The following is a 12,960-nucleotide window of genomic DNA, read 5'->3' on the forward strand; positions in this document are numbered from 1 at the left end:
GGGGCTTTACCGGCGGCAACAGAGGCCGGCACGGTGAAAGCGTCATGCGCGACGGCCAGGCTAGGCGAAGTTCGGCGAGTCAGCGGAGTGGACTGCTTGCTCCATGAGCATGACGAGCCGAACTTCAACAACGCCTGGCCGAGCGCAATAGCTTTCAGAGGTCCTTGCACAGCCGCAGGGCGTCATAGATGGCCGCGTGCGTATTGCGCGGCGCGGTGCAGTCGCCCAGTCGGAACAGCAGGTAGCCGTCGCCGTCTGCGCTCAGGCAGGGCTGTGCCTTGGCGGCATAGAGCGCCTCGAGGTCCACCTGCCCGCCATTGCGCGAGCGATCCTTGAGCGCGTAGTAGAGTGCCTCGTCGGGCCGCACGCCGTTCTCCACCACCACCTGGTCGACCACCCGCTCTTCCAGGGCACCGGTGTACTCGTTCTCGAGCACCGCCACCAGGCCGCTGCCCTCGCGGTAGACCTTGTGCAGCATCAGGTCGGAGGTCATGATCACCTCCTTCTCGTAGAGGCTGCGGTAGTAGGTGGGGAAGGTGGTGCCGCCCACCGCCGCACCCGGCTTGATGTCGTCGGTGACGATCTCGACCTTGGCGCCCTTGTCGGCCAGGTAGTCCGCCGCCGAGACACCGGAGAATTCGCAGATGGCGTCGTAGATCAGCACGTTCTTGCCCGGCGCCACCTTGCCCGAGAGGATGTCCCAGGTACTCACCACCAGGCTCTCCTCGGGGTTCTCCGAATAGCCCCACTCGGGGAACTGGCTGAGGAAGGGCTGGCCACCGGTGGCGAGAATCACGACGTCGGGGCGCAGGTCCTCGAGGGTTGCCTCGTCGGCACGGGTACCCAGGCGCAGGTCGACACCGAGGCGCGCCAGTTCGAGCTGGTACCAGCGGGTGATACCGGCGATCTGGTCGCGCTGCGGGGCCTGGGCGGCGATGGTGATCTGGCCGCCCAAGGCCTCCGCGGCCTCGAACAGGGTCACGTCGTGGCCGCGCTCGGCAGCGACGCGGGCGGCCTCCATGCCGCCGGGCCCACCACCCACCACCACGACCTTGCGCTTGGGACCTTCGCTCTTCTCGATGATATGCGGCAGGCCCATGTATTCCCGGGATGTCGCGGCATTCTGGATGCACAGCACATCGAGACCCTGGTACTGGCGGTCGATGCAGTAGTTGGCGCCGACGCACTGCTTGATCTGGTCGATCTGGCCCATCTTGATCTTGGCGATCAGGTGCGGGTCGGCGATGTGCGCCCGGGTCATGCCCACCAGGTCGACGTAGCCGCCTTCGAGGATACGCTGGGCCTGGTTGGGGTCCTTGATGTTCTGGGCATGAATCACCGGTACGGTGACCACTTCCTTGATGCCCGCCGCCAGGTGCAGGAAGGGTTCCGGCGGGTAGGACATGTTGGGAATGACGTTGGCCAGGGTGTTGTGGGTATCGCAGCCGGAGCCGATCACGCCGAAGAAGTCGACCTGGCCGGTGGCGTCGTAGTAGGCGGCGATCTTCTTCATGTCATCGTGGGTCAGGCCGTCCGGATGGAACTCGTCGCCGCAGATGCGCATGCCGACGACGAAGTCGTCGCCTACTTCTGCGCGCACCGCCTTGAGCACTTCCATGCCGAAGCGCATGCGGTTCTCGAAGCTGCCGCCCCACTGGTCGGTGCGCTTGTTGACCCGTGGGCTCCAGAACTGGTCGATCAGGTGCTGGTGCACGGCGGAGAGCTCGACGCCATCCAGGCCACCCTCCTTCGCCCGCCGCGCGGCCTGGGCGAAGTCGCCGACGATGCGCCAGATCTCCTCCTCCTCGATGGTCTTGCAGGTGGAGCGGTGCACCGGCTCGCGTATACCCGAGGGCGACACCAGGGTCGGCCAGTCGAAGCCGTCCCAGCGCGAGCGACGCCCCATGTGGGTAATCTGGATCATGATCTTGCCGCCGTGCTTGTGCACGGCATCGGCCAGATTCTGAAAGTGCGGGATGATGCGGTCGGTGGAGAGATTCACCGAGCTCCACCAGCCCTGGGGGCTGTCAATGGAGACCACCGAGGAGCCGCCGCAGATGCACAGGCCGCAGCCGCCCTTGGCCTTCTCCTCGTAGTACCTGACATAGCGCTCGGTGGTCATGCCGCCGTCGGTGGCGTGCACCTCGGCATGGGCGGTGCTGACCACGCGGTTGCGGATGGTCAGCTTGCCGATCTGGATCGGCTCGAAAATCGCGTCGAATGCCATGGAAACCTCCTCAACCCCGGGCGTCGGGCAACGGCTTGACGGTGAAGATGCCCACGTCGCAGCCGGGCTCGGCGGCGCTCTGGGTCTGCTCGGCAACGGTACGCAGGCTGCTGCCGCGGGCGGCGAGGATCTGGTCCATGGCGCCGGCGAACCAGCCGGTGAACATGTACTCCTCCTTGTGCCCCGTCTTGCCGAGCTGGTAGACGAAGGCACTATGCTCCAGGCGAACGCGAGCGGTGCCGGCATCGAGGTCGATCTCTTCGGTCACGAACTTGCCCCAGCCGCGCTGGGAGAGCCGCAGCATGTAATGCTCGAACACTTCCACGCCGGCCAGGCCGTGCAGTTCGGCTTCCTTCTCGCACCAGTGCCAGGCGCTCTTGTAGCCGGCGCTGTAGAGAATCTCGGCGTACTTGTCCACACCCAGCGCCTCGGCGACGGCAGTGTGGTTGTTGATAAAGAAGTGGCGCGGTACGTAGAGCATCGGCAGGGCGTCGGTGGTCCACACGCCGGTTTCGCTATCCACTTCGATGGGAAGCTCAGGGGCCATCTTGGTCACGGTTGGTTTCCTCAAAAATCGTTGTTCTTGGCAATCATCGGGACTTTCCCGGAGCAGCCGTTATCGTCACTCGCCCCAGACGTCCTTCAGTATGCGCACCCAGTTCTCGCCCATGATCTTGCGCACCTGTGTTTCACTGAACCCACGGCGCAGCAAGGCTTCGGTCAGGTTGGGGAACTCGCCGATGGTGCGGATACCCTCGGGGTTGATGATCTTGCCGAAGCTGGTCAGGCGACGGGCGTAACCCTTGTCGTGGGTCAGCCACTCGAAGAAGTCCTTGCCATGGCCCTGGGTGAAATCGGTGCCGATGCCGATGGCGTCCTCGCCGACGATGTTCATCACGTATTCGATGGCCTCGACATAGTCGTCGACGGTGGCGTCGATGCCGGCGCGCAGGAAGGGCGTGAACATGGTCACACCGACGAAACCGCCATGCTCGGCGATGAAGCGCAGCTCCTCGTCAGACTTGTTGCGCGGGTGCTCCTTGAGGCCGGATGGCAGGCAATGGGAATAGCAGACCGGTTTCTTGGACTCGAGGATGACCTCCTCGGAGGTCTTGGAACCGACGTGGGAGAGGTCGCACATGATGCCCACGCGGTTCATCTCGGCGACGATCTCGCGGCCAAAGCCGGAGAGCCCGCCGTCGCGCTCGTAGCAGCCGGTGCCCACCAGGTTCTGGGTGTTGTAGCACATCTGCACGATGCCCACGCCGAGCTGCTTGAAGATCTCGACGTAGCCGATCTGGTCCTCGAAGGCATGGGCATTCTGGAAGCCGTAGATGATACCGGTCTTGCCTTCCTCCTTGGCCCGGGTGATGTCGGCGGTGGTACGCACCGGGCGCACCAGGTCGCTGCACTCGGCCATCAGTTGGTTGGACTTGACGATATTGTCGACGGTGGCCTGGAAACCCTCCCAAACCGAGACGGTGCAATTGGCCGCAGTGAGCCTGCCGCGGCGCATGTCCTCGAACAGCTCGCGGTTCCACTTGGCGATGATCAGGCCGTCGATGACGATGGCGTCGTCGTGCAGGTCTTGGGGAGTCATGGGGGCGTGCTCCGAATCGGGGTTGACTGATGGCAGCATAGCGCCGGCCAGGCCTACCCCGACTTCTGGAAGCGACGGTGATAATCCCAAAAACGTCATCTCTGTCGCGACTGCGACGAACGGCACAGCGCTGCCCCCGGATATGCAGGAAAACGTGAACATGACAATGTTCCTCCCCGCAGAAACGGAAGAGGGCGGCATCGAGGCGGGAAGAGGAGGAAGCGAACGGCTCGCGGCGACCTGGCCACGAGCCGCTGCTTCAAGGGTTCAGGTCAATGGTCCAGGCGTACGCTGGCGTAGGTCGGCTCGCCACGGGCCTGGTCGAGCGCCATCAGCGCCGCCGAGATCGGCTGTTCCGGCACGGGCTGGAAGGCGACCGGTTGCAGCAGCAGGCTGCCGGTTGGCTGTTCGGCCAGCACGGGGGGGCGCAGCGGGCTGGTGCCCAGGCGCTCCTCCCGCGGCGGCAGGCCGAAGAACTCCCGATAGCACTTGGAAAAATGGGGCGTGGAGACGAAGCCGCAGGCCGAGGCGACCTCGATGATCGACATCGAGGTCTGCTTGAGCAACTGGCGCGCTCGGGTGAGTCGCAGCTTGAGGTAGTAGCGCGACGGCGAACAGTGCAGGTATTTCTGGAACAGCCGCTCGAGCTGGCGGCGCGAGACATCGACGTACGCGGCCAACTCCTCGAGCGCGATGGGCTCCTCCAGGTTGGCCTCCATCAGCGCGACGATCTCCAGCAGCTTGGGCTGAGTGGTGCCCAGCACATGCTTGAGCGGCACGCGCTGATGATCGTTCTCGCCACGCATGCGCTCGCAGATGAACATTTCGGAGATGCCCGCCGAGAGTTCGCGCCCATGCTCGCGTCCGATCAGGGTCAGCATCATGTCCAGCGGCGCGGTGCCACCGGAGGCGGTGGCCCGGTCGCGATCGATGGAGAACAGCCGCGTGGTCAGCACCGTGCGGGGGAACGACTCGCGCATCGCCGCCAGACATTCCCAGTGTACGCTGGTCTCGTAGCCGTCCAGCAGCCCTGCCTTGGCCAACGCCCAACTGCCGGTACAGATACCGCCCAGCCGGCGCGAAAGGCGCGCCTGGGACTGCAGCCAACTGACGTGCTCGCGCTGCACGGCACGAGACGGCCCCACGCCGCCGCAGACGATGACCATGTCCAGCGCCAGCGGCATGGTGATGGCACCGTCAGGAGTGACCTGAAGCCCATCGCTGGCCGAGATCGGCCCGCCGTCCACGCTCAGCGTGAACCAGCGATACAGCTCTCGCCCGGCCAATTGGTTGGCCATGCGCAGCGGCTCGATGGCCGAGGCCAGCGAGAACAGCGTGAAGTTTTCCAGCAGCAGGAAACCCAGCGTCTGGGGAGCCGGTTCCTTGCACGAAGCCTGGGTTGAGGACGAAGCCTGGGGGGACGTGGCCATGTTCATACTCCGATGCCGTGTATCGTTATGGTTATCGGCATGTTTACCCGTAAGGGTGCTGTGTCAGGGTCATGGGTCGGGCTTGGATCAGTACCTTTGAGGTGTCGCGATCAGGCAAGCCCTTATCTCCAAGATATTCCATGTTGTCGCTCTCGGATACGTTTAAAATCCGTCATTCGCGAAAAGGCCGCCAGTCAGGCGGCCTTGCAGTGTCGCAACCAGATGTCGTAAGCGTCGTTTTTGGGCAAGAACTGCGAGAGGCGGGAGCGACGAACGGATTGGAAGGCTGCTTTCACACCTTGGGCGGCGTGGCATGTGGCGTGTCGGCGGACATGCGAATTTCCAATAGCGCCGAGCCCGCCTGGGCCTGGTAGCGGGCCAGCGCCTCCGGCAGCTGGTCGTTGCGCTCGATGGCTTCGCCATGCAGCCCGAACCCGCGAGCCAGGGCCACGAAGTCGGGATTGACCAGCTCGGTTCCCGAGACGCGTCCGGGGAAGCGACGCTCCTGATGCATGCGGATCGTCCCGTAACTGCCGTTGTTGACGACCACGAACAGGATCTTCAGCCCCAGCATGCGGGCCGTCGCCAGTTCCTGGATGCTCATCAGAGCACAGCCATCGCCACCGTAGGCGACCACGCTGCGCTCAGGATGAGCCAGCTTGGCGGCGATGGCCGCGGGGAAGCCATATCCCATGGCACCGCTGGTCGGTGCCAGTTGGGTACGGAAGACATGAAATGTCAGGTAACGCTGCAGCCACAGGGTGTAATTGCCCGCACCGTTGGCGTAGACCGTATCCCTGGGCAGGGCCTCGGCGATCGTCGCCACGACGGCCTGCATGTCCAGGTCGCCCTCGGCGGGCCCGACTTTCGTGTAGTCCTCGAAAGCCTGCCTCGCCTGAGCCAGATAGGCACGACGCGCCATCTCGCCCCGCGGGGGTAGCGTCGCCAGCGCTTCGGCGAACTCCGGCGAGGTCGCGTTGATCGTCAAGCCGTGGTAGACCCGGCCCAGCTCGCCGATATCCGCATGCACGTGGATGAATCCTTGTCGCGGCCGTGGGGGTACCAGCAGGGTGTAGCCCTGCGTGGTGGCCTCGCCCAGCCTGGCACCCAGCGAGATGACCAGATCGGCCTGCTCCACCAGCGCGTTGGCCTGTGCCGACGCACCCAGGCCGAGACGCCCCACATAGGCCGGCGAATCGTTGTCGACGAAATCCTGGCAGCGGAACGAGGCCAGGATCGGCACCTGATGCGCCTCGGCGAACTGTCGCAGGTGCTCGCCGGCCCGAGCGCTCCAGTCGCCACCGCCGACGATCAGTACCGGACGCTGCGCCTCTTCCAGGGCGCCAGAGACACGCACCAGCGACTGCGGATCGGGAACGATGGGGATGCGGCTCGCGGCCGGGGCATCTTCGACGCGGACAATATCATCGAGCATGTCCTCGGGCAGCGAGACGACCACCGGGCCGGGGCGGCCGGAGATTGCCGTCTGGAAGGCACGCGCCAGCAGTTCCGGCAGCCGCCTGGCATCGTCGACCTCGGTGACCCACTTGGCCACCGGCCCGAACATCTGGCGATAGTCGATCTCCTGGAAGGCCTCTCGCTCGCGCATGTGCCGCGCGACCTGGCCGATGAACAGAATCATCGGCGTCGAGTCCTGGCGTGCGGTATGCACGCCGATGCTGGCGTGGCACGCCCCCGGTCCGCGCGTGACGAAGCAGATGCCCGGCTGCCCCGTCATCTTGGCGTAGGCTTCGGCCATGTTGGATGCCCCCGACTCATGCCGGCAGGTCACCAACTTCAGGCGCTGCCGATGATCGTACAGCGCGTCCAGTACGCTGAGATAACTTTCGCCGGGTACGGCGAAGGCCTGCGTCACGCCGTTGTCCAGCAATGCATCGACCAGCACCTGCGCGCCCGTGCGTGGGGCCTGGTCCTCGTACGAGCCAGCCATAGACACCTCCATTCAGATGGGGGAGAAGCGAGTGGGGCGCAGCAGCTTGTTGCTCTGGTGCTGGACATTGCCCGCCTCGGCGCTCTTCTTACGGTAGGCGATCCAGTCGGGGTCCTTCTCCATCGCAGTGCGCCGGGCATCTCGGTCCGCTGCGCTCTCGTAGCCCCACAGGTGCACGACCTGGTTCAGCTCCCCCGTTTCGGTAACGAAATAACCCAACAGGTTACCCAGATGGCGCTGCTGAATCGGCAGCCCTTCGCGCTCGTAGAGTTCGAGATAAGCGTTCAGACGGCCCGGGACCATCGTGTAGGTACGTAGATCGACGAACATGATAATGACCTCTTTCGGGAATTGACGTTTCGGGATCGGGAATCTCGACCTTTAGTAATACATACTATGTATTACTATCTTTGCAACCCCTGTGTGAATCTTCATTCGACCGGGAAACTCTCCATCGCCCTCCTGCTACTAAAGGCGCATATCTGAACGAGCACTTGGCCGCTACGGTATTTGTATGATGTATGACTTAATGGAAACGACACGATGACAGCGGTTCCCTTCACCACTCTGCTCCATACCCTGGAGCGCGTTCTGCAGCGCGCCGGACTGACGAGCGCGGATGCACGGCTCTGCGCCCGCCTCCATGCCGAGAGCACCTGGGACGGTGTCGCCTCGCATGGCGTCGGCCGTATCGCCCGCTTCGTCGATTACGTTCGCCGCGGCTGGGTCGACCCGAGCGCCACGCTGGAGCGGGTTCACGCCCTGGGTGCGCTTGAAGTCCACGACGGCCACTTCGGCATCGGGGTTCGCAATGCCTTGCAGGCCACCGAACGCGCCATGTCGCTCGCCGAGGAGCATGGCATGGGAGTCGTGGCCCTGCGCGACACCACCCACTGGATGCGCGGTGGCAGCTATGGCTGGCATGCCGTTGAGCGAGGCTATGCCGCACTGATGTGGACCAATACGGAATCGTGCATGCCGGCCTGGGGGTCGTCGCAGCAGAGTATCGGCAACAACCCTCTGGTGATGGGCGTGCCGGGCGAGAGCCCGCTGGTGCTCGACATGGCCATGTCGCAGTTCTCCTACGGCAAGCTCCAGACGCTACGCCAGCAAGGCAAGCCACTTCCCGTCGACGGCGGCTTCGATGCCCAGGGCGAGCTGACCCGGGAGCCCGCAGCGATCGAAGCCACGCGCCGCATCCTGCCCACCGGCTATTGGAAAGGCTCCGGCCTGGCCATCCTGCTCGACGCTCTTGCGGCGCTGCTGGCCCAGGGCCGGCCCAGCCACGAGATCGACAAGCTGCAGCGAGGCAGCGGTACCGGCTGCTGCCAGGTATTCATGCTCTTCGACCCCCGCCAACTGGGCGGACAGGAGCTCTGCCACCACCTGGTGGATGGCATCACCGCCCACCTGGCTTCGGCCGCGCCGGACGAGAGCGGCGCCCCCGTGCGCTGGCCGGGCAAATCGACCGATGAGCGACGGAGGCGAGACAGGTATGCGCCGGATGCGGCCGTTGAAGTCGACGACGCAACCTGGAACGAGATCCTCTCTCTCGCGGAATGACGCCCCTTAACGCAACAAGCAGTCAAGTAGCAAGGAGTATGGCGGCTCGCCCGTTGGGCACCGCCCCTGACGACAACGAAACGACGAAGCCAACAACAAGAGGAGTATCACCATGCTCAAGAAAACCCTGGGTCTTGCCTGCATCATGACGCTGGTGACCGCGACGGCCAACGCCGCGGAGGAGTATCCGACCCGAGATATCCGCATGATCGTGCCATGGGGCGCCGGCGGCGGCACCGACGGCATCGTGCGCAAGATCACCGACCTGGCGGAAGAGTCGCTGTCCGGCACCGTCTACGTCGAGAACATCGAGGGCGGCATGAGCGGCAACGGGCTGATCCAGCTGATCAACGCCAAGGCCGATGGCTATACCCTCGGCGCCCTGACCTACGACAGTGTCATCACCGTGCCGTGGCAAGACATGCTGCCGGGCTACAGCGTCGACGAGATGGACCTGATCGCGCGCATTACCAGCGAGCCCGATGCCCTCATCGTGCCGGCCGACTCGGAACACGACAGCATCGAGGCCCTGATCGAGGCGGCCAAGGCCGAGCCCGGCCGCATTCGCGCCGGCATCCAGAACATGGGGGCGCGCACCCACCTGACGCTGCTCCAGCTGATGGACGCAACCGGGGCCGATTTCAAGATCATCTCCTATCCGGGCGGCGCCGCGCCGCAGAAGGAGGCGCTGCTGAACGGCGAGATCGACTTCGCGATCACCAGCCTGGGCGATTTCGCTTCGCTCATCGAGGGCGGCGATGCGCGTGGCCTGATCGAGTTCACCGACGTGCAGAGCCAGTCATTCCCGGACGTGCCGCCCGCCTCCGAACGCGATCTCGATATCCAGATGGGCAGCTTCATCATCCTGGCCGCCCCGGCCGGTACGCCGGAGCCGATCCTGGACGAGCTCGAGGCGGCGTATCAGGAAGCCTACGAGAGCGACGAGTTCCAGGGCTGGCTGGTCGACGTCGGCGTGACCCCCAACTGGCTGGGACGCGATGAAGTCACCGAGTGGGTCGGCACGACCCAGGAGGAGATCTTCGTCACCATGGAGGAACTCCAGGAGCAGGGCATCCTCGACTAGGCCGCGCAGACGCGCTTGCCATCCACCCGGCGCCCAACGCGATTTCCCGCCCCCGCCGTGCCGCCACGCGGCGGGCTATCCCCTACAGCAAGAGAGGTGGAACCTTTGAAGCTCCCCTACTCATTCAGTGGAAAGTGGGTCGTGCCCGCCCTGCTGCTGGTCGTCACCACGATCTATCTCGTGGAAGCCCTGCAGATGATGCCGCCGATCAAACGCGGCGATATTACGGCCTCGTTCTTCCCGGTCGTGCTCGCCGCGATCATGTACCTCTCGATCGGCATCGTGATCTGGCAGGGGCGTAGCGAAACCGGCAAGAGCACCACGGTCGAAACGCCCGCGGCCGACGAGACGCAAGCCGAGGCCGGGGTGCCGGCCCTCAATCGCTTCGGCGCGCTGTGGGTCACCGTGGCGACCGGCGCGTACATCGGCATCTTCTCGGTCATCGGCTATTTCACCTCCACGTTCCTCTACGTGCTGCTGCTGACGTTCCTGTTCGGCAATCCCCATCCCGGCACGGGCGGGCGCGCCTGGGCCGTCAAGATCCTCGCCGCCCTGCTCATTACTCTGCTCGGCTACACCCTGTTCGAACTCATCTTCCAGGTTCGCTTGCCCACCCTAGGGACGTGACGGTCATGGATTACTTCAGAGAACTCCTCAACGGATTCGCCACCCTGCTACAGCCCGAGGTGTTCGCCTACATGGTGGGCGGCTACCTGATCGGCACCTTCTTCGGCGCCGTGCCGGGGTTGACCTCGATGCTGGCCATCGCCCTGCTGCTGCCCCTGACCTACAGCCTCGACGTGACCTCGGCGCTCGTGGCCTGCGCCAGCATCTTCATGGCGGGCATGTGCAGCGGCAGCATCACCGCCACCACGATCAACATTCCCGGCGCCCCGGCCTCGATGATGACCGCGATCGAGGGTTATCCAATGCAGCAGCGCGGCGAGGGGGCCAAGGCCCTGGGGCACGCGGCCCTGGCCTCCATGATCGGCGGTGCCCTGGGCGCCATCCTGCTGATGGTGGTGGCGCCCATGGCAGCCGAAGCCGCGCTGCTGATCCGCACGCCGGGGAAATTCTCGTTGATCGCCTTCGCGCTGATCGTCATCGTCATTTCCCAGCGCGACTCCATCCCCAAGGGTCTGGTCGCCACGACGCTGGGGGTCATGGTCGCCACGGTGGGCATCGACGTGATGCAACCCGTACCGCGCTTCACCTTCGGCACCAGCACGCTGATGCAGGGCATCGACATCATGCCTCTGGTCATCGGCGCCTTCGCCATCAGCGAACTATTGGTGCAGGCACGCAAAGCCGAACGGCGTACCGTCGATGCCGATGCCATCAAGGCCGCAAAAATCCGCCGTCGGGATTTCATTCCGCCGCTCAGCGAAGTGCGCGAGATCGGCGTTTACCGCTATCTCAAGTCCGCCGTCATCGGCTACGCCATCGGCGTCCTGCCCGGCGCGGGCGGCTCGATGGCCGCTTTCGTCTCCTATGCCGAAGCCATGCGCAGCTCCAAGCATCCCGAACGCTACGGCAAGGGTTCGTGCGAAGGCATCGCCGCAGCCGAAGGAGCCAATAACTCGATGTGCAGCGGCGCCTTCGTGCCCATGCTCTCGTTCGGCATCCCCGGCGACCCCACCACGGCCATCGTGCTCGGGGTACTGGTGATCAACGGCCTGCAGCCGGGCCCCCAGTTCCTCGACGCCCAACTGCACCTGGTGGCCCCGATGTTCGCAGCCCTGCTCGTCAGCGCCCTGGTCCTCGTGCCGCTGACGCTCTACCTGCTGGGTCCCTACTTCGTACGTATCGTGTCGATTCGCCGTGACGTGCTGTATTCCAGCATCGCCGTCATCGCGCTGGTCGGCAGCTACGTGGCCACCTATTCCACTTTCCAGATGGCGTTGGCGCTGCTGTTCGGCGTGCTGGCCTACGTCCTGCGCCAGCACAAGTACCCCATCGCCTGCCTGCTGCTCGGCTTCGTGTTGGGTCCTGGCCTGGAGGAGTACTGTCGTCGGGCCCTGTCCATCAGCGACGGCAACCCGATGATCTTCCTTACCAGCTTCGACAGCCTCTTCTTCCTGCTGCTGACTGGGGTGTTCTACTACTTCATGGTGGTCCGCAAGCCCAAGACACCGGTCATAAAAGGCGTCACCAGCTGACGGCTTCCCCTTCCTACAGCGCCGGCTCCCCGGCGCTGTCTTTTCCCGTCACCACAGCCACTCGGCTCGACCGAGCGGTCCCGAGGCTTTCGCCAAGGTCTAGCTCTCCAGATAATTCCGGTAGAGATTCCACGAGCGGTTGAGATGCTGATACATGGTCTCCCTGGCCGCTTCCTCATCGCGAGACAGGATGGCCTCGAGAATGTAGCCGTGCTCCTCCTTGACCCGTCCGATGTAGCGCTCCGCAGCGGCCCGGTTGATGTCGACGGCCATCAGCTTGGCGCGAGGGATCATGCTCTGGCTGAGCTGGGCGTAGAGTTGCAGGAAAAAGGGGTTCTTCGCGGCCTTGAAGATGGCGTAGTGAAATTCGTAATCCTCCACGCGCGCCTGGGATTTCTCGGCATGCGCCTTGATGAAAGCGGCATGCTTGGCTTCCAGGTTGCGGCGGTCCTCTTCGTCGTAGCGCAAGGCGGCCAGCTCAGCTGCCGCCGGCTCCAGCGACAACCGGAGTTCGAGCACATGCAGAATGTCCTCGATCGTGGTGGGACTGATCCTCTCGGCCGGGCGAGCTTCGATGGCGGTGGCCCGCAGTACCGTCGTGCCCACTCCCCTTCGCGTCTCCACCAGACCCAGCGACTTCAGGTGCGTCACGGCTTCGCGAATTACCGTACGGCTGACACCGAACGAGTCGCACAGGCGCGCTTCGGTCGGCAGCTTGTCGCCGACCTTTATCTTTCCTTCCAGAATCAATGCTTCCAGCTTATCGGCGACATGCGTCGGGAGGCTTCCCTGCTTCGAGACCTTCTGTACGTTCAGATCTGAAATGTCGATTGTCATATGGTTACCCTGAGCATGGCCCCCTCTTTTCTTCCTCTATTTCTTTATACTACGCCAGCTTGGGCGCTAGGATGAGTCGAACGTATCGTGTGTCGATACTTGGTCATAC

11 protein-coding genes are annotated in these 12,960 nt (G+C 64.2%); 4 read left to right on the top strand and 7 right to left on the bottom strand.

Going from position 1 to position 12,960, the window contains the following annotated elements; translation table 11 throughout:
* Positions 1-154: 154 nt before the first annotated feature.
* The 6 genes from dgcA to ACRWQA_RS21625 form a co-directional block, all read right to left on the bottom strand.
* Positions 155-2,227, bottom strand: coding sequence for a dimethylglycine demethylation protein DgcA (gene dgcA, locus ACRWQA_RS21600; RefSeq protein ID WP_263581763.1), 2,073 nt, complete (start codon positions 2,225-2,227; stop codon positions 155-157).
* 10 nt (positions 2,228-2,237) lie between these two features.
* Positions 2,238-2,783, bottom strand: coding sequence for a DUF5943 domain-containing protein (locus ACRWQA_RS21605; protein WP_434229015.1), 546 nt, complete (start codon positions 2,781-2,783; stop codon positions 2,238-2,240).
* A gap of 66 nt (positions 2,784-2,849) precedes the next feature.
* Positions 2,850-3,827 carry a dipeptidase gene (locus ACRWQA_RS21610; RefSeq protein ID WP_263581764.1) on the bottom strand — a complete coding sequence of 326 codons (978 nt, stop codon included), beginning with the start codon at positions 3,825-3,827 and terminating at the stop codon, positions 2,850-2,852.
* A 272-nt stretch (positions 3,828-4,099) separates the two neighbouring features.
* Complete coding sequence (gene gbdR, locus ACRWQA_RS21615) at positions 4,100-5,257, bottom strand: choline metabolism transcriptional regulator GbdR (RefSeq protein WP_263581765.1); 1,158 nt, start codon at positions 5,255-5,257, stop codon at positions 4,100-4,102.
* A gap of 292 nt (positions 5,258-5,549) precedes the next feature.
* A complete protein-coding gene (locus ACRWQA_RS21620; RefSeq protein WP_434229013.1) occupies positions 5,550-7,208 on the bottom strand; it encodes a thiamine pyrophosphate-dependent enzyme in 1,659 nt (552 codons plus the stop codon).
* 12 nt (positions 7,209-7,220) lie between these two features.
* Entirely contained in the window at positions 7,221-7,538 is a 318-nt protein-coding gene (locus tag ACRWQA_RS21625) for an NIPSNAP family protein (protein WP_263581767.1), read from the bottom strand.
* Positions 7,539-7,751: 213 nt separating this feature from the next.
* Here ACRWQA_RS21625 and yiaK point away from each other — a divergent pair, with 213 nt between their 5' ends.
* From yiaK to ACRWQA_RS21645, 4 genes are all read left to right on the top strand, one after another.
* Positions 7,752-8,771, top strand: a complete 1,020-nt coding sequence (gene yiaK / locus ACRWQA_RS21630) for a 3-dehydro-L-gulonate 2-dehydrogenase (protein WP_434229011.1) — start codon at positions 7,752-7,754, stop codon at positions 8,769-8,771.
* A 112-nt stretch (positions 8,772-8,883) separates the two neighbouring features.
* Complete coding sequence (locus tag ACRWQA_RS21635; protein ID WP_263581769.1) at positions 8,884-9,855, top strand: Bug family tripartite tricarboxylate transporter substrate binding protein; 972 nt, start codon at positions 8,884-8,886, stop codon at positions 9,853-9,855.
* 141 nt (positions 9,856-9,996) lie between these two features.
* Positions 9,997-10,482, top strand: a complete 486-nt coding sequence (locus ACRWQA_RS21640; RefSeq protein WP_434229009.1) for a tripartite tricarboxylate transporter TctB family protein — start codon at positions 9,997-9,999, stop codon at positions 10,480-10,482.
* Between the two features lie 5 nt (positions 10,483-10,487).
* Entirely contained in the window at positions 10,488-12,014 is a 1,527-nt protein-coding gene (locus ACRWQA_RS21645) for a tripartite tricarboxylate transporter permease (RefSeq protein WP_434229007.1), read from the top strand.
* Between the two features lie 99 nt (positions 12,015-12,113).
* On the opposite strand, the gene ACRWQA_RS21650 is transcribed toward ACRWQA_RS21645, so the two are convergent.
* Positions 12,114-12,851, bottom strand: a complete 738-nt coding sequence (locus ACRWQA_RS21650) for a FadR/GntR family transcriptional regulator (RefSeq protein WP_263581772.1) — start codon at positions 12,849-12,851, stop codon at positions 12,114-12,116.
* Positions 12,852-12,960 lie beyond the last annotated feature (109 nt).

It is taken from the genome of Billgrantia sp. C5P2, from assembly GCF_051062895.2.

Excerpts from the sequence above, each read along its gene's own strand:
- dgcA (WP_263581763.1), bottom strand. The coding sequence starts at position 2,227 with ATGGCATTCGACGCGATTTTCGAGCCGATCCAGATCGGCAAGCTGACC.
- ACRWQA_RS21610 (WP_263581764.1), bottom strand. The coding sequence starts at position 3,827 with ATGACTCCCCAAGACCTGCACGACGACGCCATCGTCATCGACGGCCTG.
- gbdR (WP_263581765.1), bottom strand. The coding sequence starts at position 5,257 with ATGGCCACGTCCCCCCAGGCTTCGTCCTCAACCCAGGCTTCGTGCAAG.
- ACRWQA_RS21620 (WP_434229013.1), bottom strand. The coding sequence starts at position 7,208 with ATGGCTGGCTCGTACGAGGACCAGGCCCCACGCACGGGCGCGCAGGTG.
- ACRWQA_RS21625 (WP_263581767.1), bottom strand. The coding sequence starts at position 7,538 with ATGTTCGTCGATCTACGTACCTACACGATGGTCCCGGGCCGTCTGAAC.
- yiaK (WP_434229011.1), top strand. The coding sequence starts at position 7,752 with ATGACAGCGGTTCCCTTCACCACTCTGCTCCATACCCTGGAGCGCGTT.
- ACRWQA_RS21635 (WP_263581769.1), top strand. The coding sequence starts at position 8,884 with ATGCTCAAGAAAACCCTGGGTCTTGCCTGCATCATGACGCTGGTGACC.
- ACRWQA_RS21645 (WP_434229007.1), top strand. The coding sequence starts at position 10,488 with ATGGATTACTTCAGAGAACTCCTCAACGGATTCGCCACCCTGCTACAG.
- ACRWQA_RS21650 (WP_263581772.1), bottom strand. The coding sequence starts at position 12,851 with ATGACAATCGACATTTCAGATCTGAACGTACAGAAGGTCTCGAAGCAG.